Origin of the sequence: Hyalangium minutum, from assembly GCF_000737315.1 — a bacterium.
GTDB classification, from domain to species: domain Bacteria; phylum Myxococcota; class Myxococcia; order Myxococcales; family Myxococcaceae; genus Hyalangium; species Hyalangium minutum.
This window is the reverse complement of sequence record NZ_JMCB01000005.1, coordinates 228,373-244,225: the sequence shown is the minus strand read 5'-3', so window position 1 is coordinate 244,225 and position 15,853 is coordinate 228,373. Positions and strand designations below refer to the sequence as shown.

Genomic DNA, 15,853 nt, shown 5'->3' with positions numbered 1-15,853 from the left:
TGCTGTGAACGCCCGCTCCGGCGGGCCTTAGGAGGAAAGTTCGTATGACGCCCCTGCTGGCGCTCTCCCTCGCGGTCATGACGGCAGGTCCGGTGCTCACGCTGGACGAGGCGCTCACGGAGGCCCAGGCCAAGAACCTGGACCTGAAGGCCGCGCGCGCCCGGCTCGAGCAAGCAGAGCAGGCCTCGCGGAAGGCCTGGTCGGGGTACCTCCCCACCATCACCGCCAGCGGCGCCTATACGCGCAACTCGGACGAGGCCCGCATCGCGTTCCCCGTGGGCAACCTCGTGCGCGACGTGGGCGCCCCCACGAGCGATCCCGGTGCCGGCCCGGGCGCCCCCACCAACCTGGTGGTCGTCCCCGAGCAGGTGCTGGATGTGACGATCCAGCCGTTCAACATGCTCAACGCGCAGCTCGAGGCGCGCCAGGCCCTCATCGTCCCCACGCTGTGGGCGGCCATCTCCGCCGCCAGCAAGGCCGAGCACCTGGCCGCGCTGAGCACCGAGGCGCAGCGGCGGGAGATCCTCTTCATCGTTGCGCAGGCGTACTACGGCGCGGCGGCCTCGCAGGCGGCGCTCATGGCGCAGACGCGGCTGCTGGAGCTCAACCAGGCACGCGAGAAGGACACCCAGGCGCGCTTCGAGGCCGGCACGGTGACGAAGGTGGCGGTGCTGCGCGCCCAGCTGGACCGGACGCGCGCCGAGCAGGATCTGCTGCGCTCGCGCAACTCGCTGGCCGCCGCGAAGCTGGCGCTGGCCACGCTGCTGCAGCGCTCGCCGGACTTCGAGCTGGAGCCCCCGCCCGAGCCCCAGCTGCCTGCACAGAACGCGAACCTGGAGGAGGCCGCGCTCACGTACCGCCCGGACGTGGAGGCCTCGCGCGTGGGCGTGGACCTGGCGCAGACGAACCGCCGAGGCGCATGGCTCGCCTACCTGCCCTCGCTGGGCGTGTCCGGCGCGTACCGCGTGAGCAACGCCGGGGGCTTCACCGGGCAGAACACCTCGTGGCTCATCACCCTGGCCGCCTCGTGGACGATCTGGGATGGCGGCCTGCGCGAGGCCAACCTCAAGGAGCAGTCGGCGAAGGTGGCCGAGGCCGAGGCGCTGCGAGACGCGGCCGAGGCCCGGGCCCGCGAGGAGGTGGCGCGCTACCAGCTGGAGCTGCAGAGCGCCCTGGCCAACCGCGCCAAGGCCCAGGAGGCGGTGGAGCTGGCTCGCGAGGGTCAGCGCCTGACGGACGTCAGCTTCCGCGCGGGCGTGGCCACCTACCTGGAAGTCGCCGACACCAACACCACGCTCACCCAGGCCGAGGTGGGACTGGTGGCCGAGCGGCTCCAGGCCTCGCTCGCGGCGCTGCGGCTGCTGAAGACGGTGGGCGCGTTTCCGCCCCCCAGCCTCTCGGAGGGCAGCGCGGCCCCGGCTCCCACTCCGGCTCCCACTCCGTAGAACAGCCGCTCCGCCCCCTGTCTATCGTCCGGCAGGGCCTCTTCCCTCGCTGAAGGACCGGGCTCACCCTCCCAGACACTCCGCCATGCCCGGCGGAGAAGGCTGGAAGGGGGCGGCATGGAGATCGGCAACGAACCAACCCTCGAAACACCTCTGGGGCCTACGGGGAAGCCGCTGGCCAACACGCTGACGGGGCTGCTGAGGCCGGATCCAGCATGTACGGAGAGGAACGCAGTGGCCCTGCCGGAGGAGCTGTCTCCTGCCAGGGCCCGTGCGGACTTCTTCTCGCGTTGGACGTCCGAGGCGCGCTTCTTCGATGAGATCGCCCAGCAGATGGCCGCAGAGCTGAAGCCGCTGGATCCGCTCACGGTGGCGCGCTACCGCGAGCCGCAGCACCCTTGGTTCCACAAGGAGTTCCGCTTCCAGCTGCTGGGCAACCTGCGCGGCAAGCGCGTGCTCGACGTCGGGTGCGGCGACGGTATCAACGCCACGCTGATGGCCAAGTTCGGCGCGCACGTCACGGGCGTGGACATCTCTCCGGGCTTCGTCGAGCTGTGCAAGCAACGGGCGCAGCTGGAGGGTGTCGAGGCGCGCGCCGAGTTCTTCTGCTCGCCCCTGGAGACCGTGGAGCTGCCCGCGGGGCACTTCGACATCATCTGGGGCGACGGCATCCTGCACCACCTCATCCCGGAGCTGGATGCGGTGATGCGGCAGCTGGTGAAGTGGGCCAAGCCGGGCGCTCTCCTCGTCTTCTCCGAGCCGGTGAGCCTCACACCGTGGCTGCGGAAGCTGCGCAAGGGCGTGCCCATCCACACGAATGCCACGCCGGACGAGCGGCCGCTGGAGAAGGCCGAGCTGTCCACCATCCTGCGCCACCTGCCGGACCTGGAGCTGAAGTGGTTCCACCTGCTGGGACGGCTCAGCTCGCTCATCCTGCCGACGTGCCAGACCTACGAGCACGCGCCGCTGGCGAGGAAGCTGGCGGTGGACATGCTCGGGAGGGTGGATCAGGCGCTGCTCTCGGTGCCTCGCCTGAAGACGCTGGGCGGCATGTGCGTCATCTCCGGCAGGAAGCCCGAGCCCCGCTGACGCCGTGAAGCCGGGCTCCGGGCCTCAGCTCCCGGAGCTCTGCACGAGCGAGACGGGAGGGACATGCTCCTCGGGGCTCTGGCCGTAGTAGATGCGCTCGAGCAGCTTGCGCTGGTAGATGAGCGGCTTGTCGTACTTGCCCAGGCGCATGCCCTTCAGGCTGTACGGCGTGTCGGCCACGGTGGGGATGAAGAGTGCGTCATCGCGGATCTCGAACCAGGCCAGCACGGGCTGAGCCAGGCGCACCACGGGCAGCAGCGGCTGGAAGCGCGGATCCAACACCTTCACGAACGAGAAGACGTGGAAGCGGGTGGTCTTCTCCGTCTCCGGCACCATGAAGATGGCGAAGTGGTAGAGGAACGGGCGGGGCTCTCCCGACGGCGATCTCCAGTGGATGGAGTAGCTCGTACGCACGGGATCGAAGCGCGTCACCCAGTCATTGTGGAAGACGTCCCCCTTCTTGAGCAGCAGCAGCTGGATGAGCCAGCTCTCCCGCTGAGGCGCGCGGTAGTGCACCTCGGTGTGGTCCTCGTGGTTCTCCGCCGAGAACTCGATGGCGCTCGTGTCGTGGTCGTCCCAGCCCAGGCGGGTGTGGACGAACGGGGTGTGCTCGTCCTCGCTGAAGTTGTCGAGCGCCACGTGGAGCGGCGCGCGGAAGAGCATGGAGAAGCTGCCCGTGGCCTCATGGCCCTCGGGCGCGAAGTCCGGGAAGGCCGACAGCGGCGTGTCCCGGGAGGCCACCCAGAGGTAGCCGTGGCGCTCCACCACTTGCAGCGCGCGCGCGTCGCACTTCTTCAGGTCCGGCTGGCTGGGGCTGCGGCCATGGCCTTCCGCGTCGAAGTTCCAGCCGTGGTACGGGCACGTCAGCCGTCCCTCCTTGCTCACCCGGCCCGCCGAGAGCGGGGCGAAGCGATGGGGGCAAGCGTCCGCGAGCGCGGCCGCCTTTCCCGTCCCATCCCGGAACAGCGCGTATGCTCTGCCTGCCAGCTCGATGCGCAGCGGCTTCTTGCGCAGCTCACGGGCGGACAGCACGGGGTGGAAGAAACGGGTGACATCCGGCATGGGTTCCATACGCCTCAACATACTCGCACTGCTCGGAGGGATGCTGCTGACCCTGGGGACAGGCTGCGTCAAACGTCCGGTCGCCACATGTCCGGACAAGGGAGGCAAGGAGTGGCGCGAAGTGAACAGTCCCCACTTCCGTGTCTTCACGGACCTGGGCCAGCGCGTGGCTCGCTTCACGGCGCTGGAGCTGGAGCAGCTGCGCACCGCTCTCCTGCTTGCCTGGGGGGGCCCAGTGGATCCGCCAGGACAGGTGGAGGTCATCGTCGTGAGCAGCGACACGGAGCTGGAGGAGTTCACCCAAGGCGCGCCCCTGGAGGCCTTCCTGGACTCGTCCGGGCGCAGCCCGCTCATGGTGATGGCCGGCGAGGGAGAGTTCCTGTTGCAGGAGCCTGAGTCCCTCCAGGTCCAGGCCCACGAGCTGGCCCACCACATCACCCGCTTCGTGATGGTGCGGCAGCCCCGGTGGCTCACCGAGGGCCTGGCCACGTGGCTCCAGACGGTGCAGTTCTCCTCGCTGCGGAGGAAGGCCTCCTTCGGGGAGATCCACCCAGGCTTCGCGCAGTACGTGCGCAACCACCGGCCCCTGTCGATGGAGAAGCTGTGGGCCTGGGAACGGTATCCGTTCCTCTCCTCGGCGGAGATCCTGCCGTACTACGCTTCCTCGTGGCTGTGGGTGACGTACCTGAGGGAGCGGCACCCCCAGCGCTTCCGGGACTTCACCTCGCGGCTGGCGCGGGCCGAGGAACCTCGCCGCGCGTGGGAGGCAGCCTTCCAGGGCGTGACGGGCCTGGAGGAGGACCTCGAGAAGTACGAGCCCCAGGACGAGAAGCAGCTCACGGTGGAGCTGCCGTTCATCAAGCCCGAGTTCGACGTGAGGACGCTGGACTGCGCGGAGATCCACGCCATCCGGGCGCGGCTGTTCCTGCGCAGCCCCGGGCCGCGCTCCCTGCGCGAGCGGCTGCGCCTGGGCCGCCAGGAACTCGAAGAAGCGCTCCGGGAGGATCCAGCGAATGTGAGCGCGGTGCTGCTCCAGGCGAGCTTCACGGTGGATCCAGAGCAGCGGCTGGCGCTGGCCCGGGCGCTGGTGCAGGCCCGGCCGGACAGTGGGCCCGCGTGGAGCCTGCTGGGCCAGGCGCTCCAGGACGCGAACGCCCCGGCGTCCGAGCAGGAGCAGGCCCTGCAGCGGGCCCTCGCTCTGGACCCCGACGACGTGGATGCGCTGGTGTCCATGGCGTGGCTGCACACGGAGCAGGGGCAGACCGAAGAGGGACTCGCGAGGGCCGCCCGCGCCGTTCAGCTGGCCCCTGGCCGCGCCTCCACGCTGGAGGCCTACGCGGCGCTGCTCTTCCAGGCGGGCCGTTGCGAGGAGAGCCTCACCGCGCAGCAACGGGCCATCGGCGTGCTCGGAGGCCACGTCACCGCGGCCCTGCGTTCCATGGCCCAGGCCACGCAAGAGGCGATGCAGCGCAGGCTCGCCGAATACGCGGAGCGCTGCGGACAGCCCGCCTCGGCGCGTTGAACCGCCCCCGCCCTTGCGCGTTCCTGCGAGCCAAGCCCCGCTGGGCTACACTGTGGCAGCCTTGGAGACTCCCTCGCCCAGCCGCCGCCGTCTCCTGCTCGTCCTGGGGGCCTTCGTGCTGCCCGCGGTGCTCGCCGTGGGCAGCGTGCTCTTCTTCTACGGGCTGCTGCCCGCCTCGGTCCCCAGCGGGGACTTCCCCTTCCACTACAACGGCTACGCCCACGTGCTGCGCAACGTGAAGCCGGATGGGGACGTGGACTTCTCCGCCATCGGCCGGGACCGCCAGGAGCTGGACACCTTCGTCCGCTCGCTGGCCACCTTCTCACCGCGCTCGCGGCCGGACCTCTTCCCCAAGCCCGAGGACGCGCTGGCCTACTGGCTCAACGCCTACCACGCGCTCGTGCTGCAGTCCCTGGTGGACGAGTACCCCTACCTCGAGAGCGTGCATGACAAGGCCTTCGGGCACTTCTTCTGGGGCCGCTCGTGGCCGGTGGGCGGCCAGCGCCTGACGCTCTGGGCCCTGGAGCACCGCATCCTCGACCGGGAGTACGCCGATCCGCGCATCCACCTCGCGCTCTTCCACGGCACACGCGGTGGGCCCCTGTTGGATGGCGCGCCCTTTGACCCTTCCTTCCTCGACTCGCAGCTCAACGACGCGGCCCGCCGCTTCGTCGGCGACCGCCGCCACGTGCGGCTGGAGAAGGACACCGTCCACCTGGCTCAGGTCTTCGACACCTACCGCGAGGACTTCCTCGCCGCGCTGCCGGAGGGCCGCCGGAGCACCGTGCTCCAGTTCGTCTGGGCCTTCCTGCCGGACACCTGCACGGAGCGGTATGGCTGCGACACCCGGAGCGATCTCGACCGGGTGTGTGGGACGAAGCTGGACAAGTGCCAGCTCGTCTTCGAGCCCGAGGACCGCGCGCTCCCGGATGCCGCCGCCCGCGACGTCCGGGCCGTCACGCCCTGAGTGTCCCTCGCCTACGCCGGGAGCCGAGGCCCCACACGCAAGCCCCGAGGTGGCTCGCGGCGATCCAGGGAGGTCCGCTCCCGCCGCGAGCGCCAGAGCTTCTCCGCGCCAATGACGGGGAGGATGACGACCGCCACCAGGGTGGACATCCCGAGCGCCTTCCAATCCAGCGCGGAGGTGCCGAACACCTTCTGCATGAAGGGCAGGTAGATGAAGCCCAGCTGCAGCAGCACCAGCACGCCGATGCCCACGAAGACAGTGGGGTTGCTGAGCCAGCCCAGCCGGAAGATCGAGCCTTTCAGGCTGCGGCACATGAGCATGTAGAAGATCTGGAAGAGGATGACGGTGGTGACGGCCATGGTCTGGGCCTCGCGCAGCGCCACCGCGTGCCCGGAGCGTCCCACCTCGGAGGTGTACTCCCAGAGGAACAGCCCGATGGCGCCCGCGGCCATCAGCACCGCCGCCACCAGGGTGCGCACCACCACGAAGCGGCTCAGCACGGGCCCGCTGGGACTGCGCGGCGGCCGCTGCATGACGTTGGGCTCCTTGGCCTCGAAGGCCAGCGGCAGGGCCAGCGCCACGGTGGCCACCAGGTTGATCCACAGGAGCTGCGTCGGGAGCATGGGCATCAGCGGCGCCAGCGCTCCGCCCACCTCTTGGATGGGGAAGAAGGCCACGCCGAAGGCCAGGATGAGCGCCAGCCCCAGGTTGGTGGGCAGCACGAACGCCAGGGACTTGATGAGGTTGTCATAGACGCGCCGGCCCTCCTCCACCGCCGCCGCGATCGACGCGAAGTTGTCGTCCATGAGGACGATGTCCGCCGCCTCCTTCGACACGGCCGTGCCGGTGATGCCCATGGCCACACCGATGTTGGCCTGCTTGAGCGCGGGCGCGTCGTTGACACCATCGCCCGTCATCGCCACCACCTGGTGCCGGGCCTGGAGCGCGCGCACCAGCCGCAGCTTGTGCTCGGGAGCGACGCGCGCGAACACGTTCGTGGTGGCCCCGGCCTCCGCCAGCTGGTGGTCGTTCAGCTCCGCGAGCTGCCGCCCCGTCAGCGCGGGTCCCGTCCCGTGCAGCCCCAGCTCCCGGCCGATGCTCTCCGCCGTCTTCTGGTGATCGCCGGTGATCATCTTCACGACGATGCCTGCCTCGTGGCACGCCCGCACCGCGGCGATGGCCTCCTGGCGCGGCGGATCGATCATCCCCTGCAGGCCCAACAGTGAGAAGCCTCCGGCCACGTGCTCCGGCTCCATCCGCTCGTGCGTGGCGGGTACCGCCTTCGAGGCCACCGCCAGCACACGCATGCCCCCCTCGGCCATCCGCTCCACCTCGGCGAGCACTCCTTCTGGGCGTAGGCCCTCGGGGAGCGCGCAGCGCCGCAGGATGACCTCCGGAGCGCCCTTGAGGAAGATAGACCGGCGGTCCTCTCCGTCCTCATGCAGGGTCGCCATGAACTGGCTCTCCGATTCGAAGGGGATGGCATCCACCCGGGGGAAACGCTCACAGAGTTCCTCCACGGGCAGTCCTGCCTTCTCCGCCGCCACCAGGAGCGCGCCCTCGGTGGGGTCTCCCGTCAGCTCCCACTTCCCCCCTTTGGACTGGAGCGCGGCGTCGTTGCAGAGCGCTCCGGCCCGCAGCAGCTCCCGCGCGGCCTCGGGCACTCCGTCCACGGGCACGCCCTTCTGATGGAGGCGCCCCTCCGGCGCATACCCCACACCCGACATGGTCCAGCCACCCGCAGGCGTCCACAGCGCCTGCACTGTCATCTCATTGCGCGTGAGCGTGCCCGTCTTGTCCGAGCAGATGACGGTGGTGCTCCCGAGCGTCTCCACCGCAGGCAGCTTCCGGATGACGGCCCGGCGCGCCGCCATGCGCTGCACGCCGATGGCCAGGGCGATGGTGACGATGGCGGGAAGGCCCTCGGGGATGGCGGCGACGGCCAGGGTGATGGCCACGAGCAGGGCTTCGCCCACCGCGTAGCCACGCAGCAGCCCCACGGCCAGCAGCACCACCGAGACCGCCAGGATGCCGATGGTGAGGAAGCGGCCAATGGTCGCCAGCGCTTTCGTCAACGGTGTCTGCAAATCCACCGTCTCGCCCAGCATCTTCGAGATGCGCCCCAGCTCCGTATGCCCTCCGGTGGCCACCACCACGGCGGTGCCCGTGCCAGACGTCACGAGCGTGCCACCAAAGGCGAGGTTGGAGCGGTCGCCCAGGGCCGCGTCCTCGGCCACGGGCCGGAGCTGCTTCATGACGGGCACGGACTCGCCCGTGAGCGCGGCCTCCTCCACCTGGAGGTTGCGCACGGAGATCAGCCGCAGGTCCGCCGGCACCTTGTCTCCCGAGGCCAGCATCACCACGTCCCCCAGCACCAGCTCCGCTGCGGGAACCGTCACCTTGTGCCCGCCGCGCAGCACGGCGGTGAGCTCCGGCACCATGCGCGACAGCGCCTCGATGGCGCGGCCAGCCCGGAACTCCTGCACGAAGCCGATGACGGTGTTGAGCACCACCACCGCGAGCACCACCAGCCCGTCCGTCACCTTCCCCAGCGCGATGGCCAGCACCGCGGAGCCGAGCAGCACCCAGATGAGCGGGTTGTTGATCTGCCGGAAGAGCACCCGGAGCGGGCCGCTCTGGCTCTGGCGCTCCAGGACGTTGGGGCCGTGGCGTGCCAGCCGCTGTTGGCCCTCCTGGTGGGAGAGTCCTTCGGCGGTGGTCTGCAGGCGCTTCAGCACATCTTCGGCGGCGAGCGAGTGCCAGGAGGCGGCCGCAGGGCTGCTCGTCTGGGGTGTCTTTATCGAATCCATTCGTGGCTCCACCTTGAAAGGTGGGGAGCCCCGAGCCGCAGACACAGGCCCGCCCGGCAGGCAGCTTCTCGCCCTGCTACACCTTGCTGAGAGGAATCCAGCGGCGCTCGGAGTGGGAGCGGCGAATGGCATCCAGCACACGCTGGTTGCGCCACCCCTCCTCGAAGGAGGCCGCCCCAGGCAGCGTCCGGGCGCCCGCCCGCAGTGCCTCGACGATGGCGCGCGCGTACTGCACGAAGCCGAGCGCCCACTCGGTCTCCGGCATGCCCGCGGGCAGCGGCTGCAGCGAAGGCAGCTCCACCGGCGCCCACCGCCGGCCGCCCACCTCGGCCCGCAGCAACTCCGAGCCCTCCACGCGCAGGCCGCCGCGCGTACCGAACACCTCCACCACGTGCATCGGCTTGCCGGGCTCCACCGCGGAGAGGCTCATCGCGGCCGTGAGGCCTCCGCCGAAGCCCAGCAGCGCCTGCACCTCGTCATCGGACGTCACCATCCGCGCTGTGCCGCTCTGCGCATCCGGCCGCGAGGGGATGTGCGTGGCCAGGACGCCCAAGACTTCCGTCGGCTCGCGGCCCAGCAGGAAGCGCAGCGCGTCCACCGCATGCGAGCCCAGCGCCCCCAGCAGTCCTCCGCCGCGCGCCACGTCCGACCACCAGTCCCACGGCCGCCCGGGTCCGGCGCGGTTGTCGCTGCGGTAGCGCACGCGGGCGTGATGAATCGTCCCCAGCTCTCCGGAGAGGATGATCTCCCGCATCCGCTGGCGCGAGGGCAGGAAGCGCAGCTCATGGTCCATCAGCGCGAGCACGCCCCGCTGCTCGGCCGCCAGCCACATGATCTCCGCCTCGGCGGCCTCCAGCGAGGTGGGCTTCTCGCAGAGCACGGCCTTGCCCGCGTGCACCGCGGCGATGGCCATCTCGCGGTGCAGGTGCGGCGGGGTGACGATGCTGACGAGGTCCACCCCCGGGTCCCGCACCACCTCGCGCCAGTCCTGGGTGGCGCGAGGGATGCCACACTCGCGCGCCACCTGCTCGGCGCGCTCGAGCCGGGCGCTGGCGATGGAGACCACCTCCACGCCCGGGAGCGACTGAAATGCGGGGATCTGCGTGGAGCGCGCGAAGCCTGTGCCGATGATGCCCACTCGAAGGGCGGGTGCTCCCGTCGTCATCGCGTCTCCCTGAGGGCCGGGGACCTGCGCCCCGGCGCCCGGTTCACGCCCTGCCCGCCGCCTGCCGGCCTCTCCGTGAGAGCGCGTCGATGGAGGCCGCCACCAGCAGCACCGCGCCCGTGACCATGAACTTCACGGACGAGGATAGCGCGAGCAGGTCCATTCCGTTGGAGATAGAGCCAATCACCAGCGCTCCCAGGATGGCCGACCAGGCCGAACCGCGCCCGCCGAAGAGGCTGGTGCCGCCAATCACCGCCGCGGCGATGGCGTTGAGCAGCACGTCGCCGCTGCCAGAGGACTGGTTCACCGCCAGCAAGCGCGAGGAGGCAAGGATACCACCCGCAGCCGCCATGGTGGAGGCCAGGGTGAAGATGGCCACGCGGATGGTCTCCACGCGGATGCCCGCGCGGCGAGCCGCCTCGGCGTTGCCACCCACCGCGAAGACGTGCCGGCCGAAGCGGGTGCGCTTGATGAGCAGTTCAATGCCCACCACGAAGCCCGCGAAGATGATGGCCGCCAGCGGCAAGCCGCGGTCCTGGGTGAACACGGCCACCGAGGCCACCACCGCGCCGGAGATGACCACCATGCGCGCCACGGTGGAGCGCAGGTGCGCCTGGGGCAGCCCCGCCGCCCCCCGGCGCATCCGCTCGACCAGCACCGTGGCCACGTAGAGGGCGATGATGAGGATGGCGATGGGCCAGGCAATGGCCGGCTCGAAGAAGGTGCCGGTCAGCCCGTTGATGACCGGGTCATTCAGGTTCACCGTGCCGGTGTTGCCCAGCACGAAAAGCAGCGCACCCTGCCAGCCCAGCAGTCCGGCCAGCGTCACCACGAACGAGGGCACGCGGAACCGCGTAATCCACAGGCCGTGGAACAGGCCGATGCCCGCGCCGGCGGCCAGGCCCGCCAGGAGCGCCGGAACAGCCCCCCACCCGTGCTTCACGTTGAGGATGGCCATCACCGCGGCGGACAGGCCGCTCACGGCGCCCGCCGACAGGTCAATCTCTCCCAGCAGCAGCACCAGCACGATGCCCGCGGAGATCGTCCCCATGGCGGCGATCTGCAGCATCAGGTTGGTGAGGTTGACGGCGGAGAGGAAGCGCTCGTTGGCCACATAGAAGATGAGCCAGATGAGGCTCAGTCCGACGATGACGGGCAGGCTGCCCAGCTCGCCCTGGGACACGCGGCGGCGGAAGCCCTGCCACGCACCCTTCAGACCCGGGGCATCCTGAATCAAGCGCGGATCGACATAGGCCACGACTTCACGGGGGGAGCTCATTGGGCCTCCGTCTTGAGCGTCTCGACGACTTCCTGCTTCTTGGCTCCGGTGATGGCGGAGACGACCTCGACTTCCTTGGCCGCCTGGGTGTCGAAGGTCGCCACCCGCTTGCCCAGCCGCATCACGATGATGCGGTCGGACACGGAGAACACATCCATCAGGTTATGGCTGATGACCACCACGCCCAGGCCCTGCTCGCGCAGGCGGCGGATGAGGTCCAGCACCTGGCGCGTCTGCGCCACACCGAGCGCCGCGGTGGGCTCGTCCAGCAGCACCATCTTCGGCGAGCCCATCATCGCGCGAGCCACCGCGATGGACTGCCGCTGGCCACCCGACAGCGCGGCCACCTGCGTGCGCACGCTGGGGATGCTCACACTGAGCCGCTGGAGCAGCGCGCTCGCCTGCTGCTCCATGGCGGTCTCGTCCAGCCACCCCGTGAGCTTGCCCGCGGCCCCCGAGCGCACTTCGCGCCCGAGGAACAGGTTGCCCACGACGTCCAGGTTGTCGCACAGCGCGAGGTCCTGGTACACGGTGGCAATTCCCAGCGACGACGAGGCCTGAGGCCCGTTCAGGGAGACGGGCCGGCCCTCGAAGAGGACCTGCCCTTCGTCGATGGGGATGATTCCTGAGATGATCTTGATGAGGGTGGACTTCCCGGCCCCGTTGTCGCCCACCAGGGCCACGACCTCACCGGGGCGGACCTCGAAGTCCACCGTGGTGAGGGCCTGGACGGCCCCGAAGCGCTTGGAGACCCCTTTCAGCTCCAGCAACGATGTAGCGGTCATTCCACCCTCCAGGCGTTACTGGATCTGGGCCGCGGTGCAGGCGTCCTTGTAGGAGCCGGCGCAGAGCTCGTCCGGCTTCCAGAACCCGTCCGCGACGACCGTGGTCTTCACGTTGTCCTTGGTGACGGCCACGGGCTCCAGGAGGATGGAGGGCACGTCCAGCTTGCCGTTGTTCACCTTGGCGTTGACCTTGCCCGCCGGGGCCTGCTGGCCGCGCACCAGCGCCACCGCCAGCTCCGCGGCGACCTCGGCCTCGGGCTTGATGGCCTTGTAGACGGTCATGAACTGCTCGCCCGCGATGATGCGCTGGATACCCGCCAGCTCCGCGTCCTGGCCCGTGACGGGGGGCAGCGGCTTGACGCCCGCGGCCTTCATGGCCGCGATGGCGCCGCCCGCCGTGCCGTCATTGGCGCAGTACACGCCGGCGATCTTGTCCTTGCCGATGGAGGTGATGGCCTGCTCCATCTGCTGCTGGGCCTTGTCCGGGCTCCAGTCCGGGGTGTCGTACTCGGCGCCGATCTTCAGGCCGCTGCCGTCGATGATGCTGTGCGCGCCGGCCTTGAAGAGCTTGGCGTTGTTGTCGGTGGGCGCACCGTTGATCATCACGATGGTGCCGCCCGTCTTCCCGTCCGCCTTGAGCTTGTCCACGAGCGCGGTGGCCTGGAGCTTGCCGACCTTCTCGTTGTCGAACGAGATGTAGTAGTCCACGTCCGCGCCGGTGATGAGGCGGTCATAGCTGACGACGGGGATCTTCGACTGCTTGGCGCGCGTGACGATGGCGGCCGCCGAGGCGGAGTCCACCGGATCCAGCACCAGCACCTGGGCGCCGTTGGTCAGCGCGGCCTCGGCCTGGTTCTGCTGCTTGGACGCGTCCTGATCCGCGTTGCTGTAGATGACCTCGCACTCGGAACACAGCTCCTTCACCTTGCGCTCGAAGTGAGGGCGGTCGTGGGACTCGTAACGAGCCGTCTTCGTCTCGGGCAGCAGCAGGGCGATCTTCCCGCCGGCCGGCTTCTTCTCGGCCGCGGGAGGCGTCCCCGTCGCCGTCCCGGTGGTATCACCGGCAGGCTTCTCCTCCTTCTTGCAGGCGGGGCTCAGCAGCATCACAGCAGCCAGCACCGATGCGGCGCCGATACGAGTCATCGAAGAACGGGTGTCCACTCGTCCCTCCCTCTGGTGAGTTGTGGCAGTTGTAGGGAAAACGGCGGCGCATCCTGTCGCCGGTTCGTAACGCCCGCAAGACTTTGCATGCGCTTTCAGAGGTGGGCGCAGAACCTACCTCCTGGTTGACATCGGCTTCCCTTCCGGGTCCACAGCGGCCGGCACAGCTACGAAGAGTTCTCGCGGACGCCTGTTCGGAAATGTCGGGGGTTTTGGACGCAAAAGTCCCGACATTTCCGAACAGTCATGCCCGTGAGGCAGGCGGACACAACCCAAGAGAGCGGGTATCTTCTGGGCCACCTCTTCGGTAGGCTCGGGTTCAGCTCCGCGCCCCTGCGGGAGAAGCCCCTTGAGCGATGACCTGGAGACCCCTGTTGACCCTCGCGATCTGCGCCCCGGCTCGCTCGTAGGCCCCTGGCGTGTCCTCGAACGCATCGACTCCGGCAGCTACGGAGTGGTGTTCCTGGTGGAGCGCGCTTCGAAGCCGGAAGCAGGCCCCTTCGCCATGAAGATGGCCAAGCAAGCCGGTGATCCGCGCTTCGAGCGGGAAGCCGAGCTGCTCCGGCGCACTCAACACCCCGCGCTGCCTCGCTTTGAGGACTTTGGGATCTGGATCTCGGCCCGGGGTGACGACCACCCTTACCTAGTCATGGAGTACGTGGCGGGCTCCATCCTCTATGAGTGGGGCCACGAGGAAGAGCGCTCCTCCCGGGACGTGCTCGAAGTGCTCGCCCAGGTGGCACAAGGACTGGCGGCGGTTCATGCCTCGGGCGCCGTTCACCGGGACGTCAAGGGGGACAACATCCGCGTCACTCCTGAAGGCCGCGCGGTGCTGGTGGACTTCGGCGCCGGATGGTTCCCGGGAGCGCGCCCGCTGACGGACACCTGTGCGCCTCCGGGCACCAGCGTCTACCGCTCGCCGGAGCTGCTACGCTTCACGTGGCGCTTCTACAGGGATGACCAGGCGCGCTGGAAAGCGAGCCCCTGCGATGACCTGTACGCGCTGGGCGTCACCGCCTACCGGCTCGTGACGGGCACCTACCCCCCGCCCATCAGCGAGACCCAGCATGAGGAGCAGCGGGAACTGCGCCCCCCAAGAGAGCTCGCCACGGTCACTCCAGAATTGGACAGCATCATCCTGCGCCTGCTCTCCGAGGATAAAGCGAACCGCGGTACCACTCCTCAGACGGTAGAGGCGTTAGAGCACGCTGCGCTCCATACTCGGCATGTGGCGGACAATCCCATCCGCCTGCTTCGGGTAGGAGTTCCTTCTGAGTTAGAGGCACCGTCCCGTTCTGCGTCCTCAAGCGGGTCCCCTCCCCCTCCGAGCCGTCAGCGCTCCTCAGCAGACGCCACGCACCACGCCACCCTGGCGCTGCTCTCATGGGCTGCAGCCGCCATGGTGGGGGGGTTCGTCGTGCTCATCGGTTCCAAGCTCCCATCAGGCCCAGCGCCCCGAGAAGAATCGGCCCCTTCCGGCCCCCCGCTGATGGCCAAAGAGGTTCCGACACCCCCCATAGAGACGCCTGATGCTGGCGTCGCGGATGCCGCCATGGCCTCCGTGCAGGAGGGTCCGCGAACGGGACTGCCTGTCTCTGCCATCGGTTTGGCCATGCCCAAGACTCCTCTTCCTGGGCAGAAGAAGCCCCCCTGCAATCCACGCTCGGAGGTCGTGGTCATAGGAGCTTGCTGGTCCATCCTCCGGATTGATCCGCCGTGCGGTGCAGCCTACGAACGAGAGGGCCAATGCTACATGCCCGTCTTCGACAGCCGCCCGCCGCCCACCTCCGAGCAGCCATGACGCCGCTTCATGGCGCGATCAGTTGAACCAGCCTGTGCTACGCGCCGCGCACCGGCAGTTCGCGGAAGGCGATATCCTGCTCGTAGCTCAGACGCCGCACTGCATCTACAAAGCGCTCGGTGGCGATGATCATCGACAGAAACCCAGCCAGTCGGAACAAATCCTGGTCTTCAGGCAGAGAGGCCGCATCCAGAATGGGCTCGTCTGGACACTTGAGTTCTCTCCTCTCGCACTTCGGACAGGGCAGGGGACGTTCCGGCAGGCAATCCGAGTGGAACTCGCCCCGGGGCACCAATTCCATCTCCAGCAACTCGGGTGGGTTCTTCTTGCGAAAGCGCAGGGCCGTGCGACAGCCCTTCAAGCCCCTCAAGCCCTCAGCCTGCAGACGCTCGAATGGCTCACGCCTGATCAACAGCTCCCACGCGTGAATCAGGCTCAGCGGGCCAAACTCTCCCCAGGCCGAGCCATGCAGGGGACCGAAAGCAGTCCCTGGCCAGAGGGGGATTCCGGAAGGCACCAACGGGCGCACCTGTTCGCGCAGCCGCTCGAACTCCACGAAGTCTTCCTCGAACCGCGCGAAGTACTTCCGCTGCTCCTGAGCCGGCAGGTGAGACAGGTCTACAGAAGGGTAGGCATTCGCAGCCGTGCCCCCAGAGAGATTGCACACCGGGCAGGCCACTCCAGGCAGGCTCCATGTATGCCCGTACGTATACCCGCCTGAGTCACGCGGCGATGGAGGGGTGCTGAGCCAATAGAATCGCATCGGC

12 protein-coding genes are annotated in these 15,853 nt (G+C 69.0%); 5 read left to right on the top strand and 7 right to left on the bottom strand.

What is annotated here, in order from left to right; translation table 11 throughout:
• Positions 1–44: 44 nt before the first annotated feature.
• Positions 45–1,445, top strand: a complete 1,401-nt coding sequence (locus DB31_RS14570) for a TolC family protein (RefSeq protein ID WP_044187743.1) — start codon at positions 45–47, stop codon at positions 1,443–1,445.
• Between the two features lie 117 nt (positions 1,446–1,562).
• Positions 1,563–2,534 (top strand): class I SAM-dependent methyltransferase, encoded by a 972-nt coding sequence (locus DB31_RS14565; protein WP_083968296.1) that lies wholly within the window; start codon positions 1,563–1,565, stop codon positions 2,532–2,534.
• A gap of 24 nt (positions 2,535–2,558) precedes the next feature.
• On the opposite strand, the gene DB31_RS14560 is transcribed toward DB31_RS14565, so the two are convergent.
• On the bottom strand, positions 2,559–3,605 hold the full coding sequence (locus DB31_RS14560; RefSeq protein ID WP_044188127.1) for a Rieske 2Fe-2S domain-containing protein: 1,047 nt from the start codon (positions 3,603–3,605) through the stop codon (positions 2,559–2,561).
• 112 nt (positions 3,606–3,717) lie between these two features.
• Between DB31_RS14560 and DB31_RS50500 the strand changes: the two genes are divergently transcribed.
• Together DB31_RS50500 and DB31_RS14550 are read left to right on the top strand one after the other, a co-directional pair.
• Positions 3,718–5,118, top strand: coding sequence for a tetratricopeptide repeat protein (locus DB31_RS50500; RefSeq protein ID WP_063769232.1), 1,401 nt, complete (start codon positions 3,718–3,720; stop codon positions 5,116–5,118).
• A 61-nt stretch (positions 5,119–5,179) separates the two neighbouring features.
• Positions 5,180–6,085: a DUF547 domain-containing protein gene (locus DB31_RS14550; protein ID WP_240486694.1), complete on the top strand. Its 906-nt coding sequence runs from the start codon at positions 5,180–5,182 to the stop codon at positions 6,083–6,085.
• A gap of 11 nt (positions 6,086–6,096) precedes the next feature.
• Here DB31_RS14550 and DB31_RS14545 read toward each other — a convergent pair whose 3' ends face one another.
• The 5 genes from DB31_RS14545 to DB31_RS14525 form a co-directional block, all read right to left on the bottom strand.
• Entirely contained in the window at positions 6,097–8,895 is a 2,799-nt protein-coding gene (locus DB31_RS14545; RefSeq protein WP_044187741.1) for a cation-translocating P-type ATPase, read from the bottom strand.
• A gap of 76 nt (positions 8,896–8,971) precedes the next feature.
• Positions 8,972–10,060, bottom strand: a complete 1,089-nt coding sequence (locus tag DB31_RS14540) for a Gfo/Idh/MocA family protein (RefSeq protein WP_044187739.1) — start codon at positions 10,058–10,060, stop codon at positions 8,972–8,974.
• 43 nt (positions 10,061–10,103) lie between these two features.
• A complete protein-coding gene (locus DB31_RS14535) occupies positions 10,104–11,339 on the bottom strand; it encodes a sugar ABC transporter permease (protein ID WP_044187737.1) in 1,236 nt (411 codons plus the stop codon).
• Complete coding sequence (locus DB31_RS14530) at positions 11,336–12,124, bottom strand: ATP-binding cassette domain-containing protein (RefSeq protein ID WP_044187735.1); 789 nt, start codon at positions 12,122–12,124, stop codon at positions 11,336–11,338. Before DB31_RS14530 ends, DB31_RS14535 begins: the two co-directional genes overlap by 4 nt.
• Positions 12,125–12,139: 15 nt before the next feature.
• Positions 12,140–13,267, bottom strand: a complete 1,128-nt coding sequence (locus DB31_RS14525) for an ABC transporter substrate-binding protein (RefSeq protein ID WP_044187732.1) — start codon at positions 13,265–13,267, stop codon at positions 12,140–12,142.
• 367 nt (positions 13,268–13,634) lie between these two features.
• Between DB31_RS14525 and DB31_RS14520 the strand changes: the two genes are divergently transcribed.
• Positions 13,635–15,086, top strand: a complete 1,452-nt coding sequence (locus DB31_RS14520; RefSeq protein WP_052419962.1) for a serine/threonine protein kinase — start codon at positions 13,635–13,637, stop codon at positions 15,084–15,086.
• A gap of 37 nt (positions 15,087–15,123) precedes the next feature.
• Here the strand turns inward: DB31_RS14520 and sitI6 are convergent, their stop codons facing one another.
• On the bottom strand, positions 15,124–15,849 hold the full coding sequence (sitI6, locus tag DB31_RS14515; RefSeq protein ID WP_044187728.1) for a SitI6 family double-CXXCG motif immunity protein: 726 nt from the start codon (positions 15,847–15,849) through the stop codon (positions 15,124–15,126).
• Between the last annotated feature and the right edge of the window lie 4 nt (positions 15,850–15,853).

What these genes read in the sequence shown, in the direction of transcription:
- DB31_RS14540 (WP_044187739.1), bottom strand. Translation starts at nt 10,060, where the DNA reads ATGACGACGGGAGCACCCGCCCTTCGAGTGGGCATCATCGGCACAGGC.
- DB31_RS14525 (WP_044187732.1), bottom strand. Translation starts at nt 13,267, where the DNA reads ATGACTCGTATCGGCGCCGCATCGGTGCTGGCTGCTGTGATGCTGCTG.
- sitI6 (WP_044187728.1), bottom strand. Translation starts at nt 15,849, where the DNA reads ATGCGATTCTATTGGCTCAGCACCCCTCCATCGCCGCGTGACTCAGGC.
- DB31_RS14530 (WP_044187735.1), bottom strand. Translation starts at nt 12,124, where the DNA reads ATGACCGCTACATCGTTGCTGGAGCTGAAAGGGGTCTCCAAGCGCTTC.
- DB31_RS14565 (WP_083968296.1), top strand. Translation starts at nt 1,563, where the DNA reads ATGGAGATCGGCAACGAACCAACCCTCGAAACACCTCTGGGGCCTACG.
- DB31_RS14535 (WP_044187737.1), bottom strand. Translation starts at nt 11,339, where the DNA reads ATGAGCTCCCCCCGTGAAGTCGTGGCCTATGTCGATCCGCGCTTGATT.
- DB31_RS14570 (WP_044187743.1), top strand. Translation starts at nt 45, where the DNA reads ATGACGCCCCTGCTGGCGCTCTCCCTCGCGGTCATGACGGCAGGTCCG.
- DB31_RS14545 (WP_044187741.1), bottom strand. Translation starts at nt 8,895, where the DNA reads ATGGATTCGATAAAGACACCCCAGACGAGCAGCCCTGCGGCCGCCTCC.
- DB31_RS14560 (WP_044188127.1), bottom strand. Translation starts at nt 3,605, where the DNA reads ATGGAACCCATGCCGGATGTCACCCGTTTCTTCCACCCCGTGCTGTCC.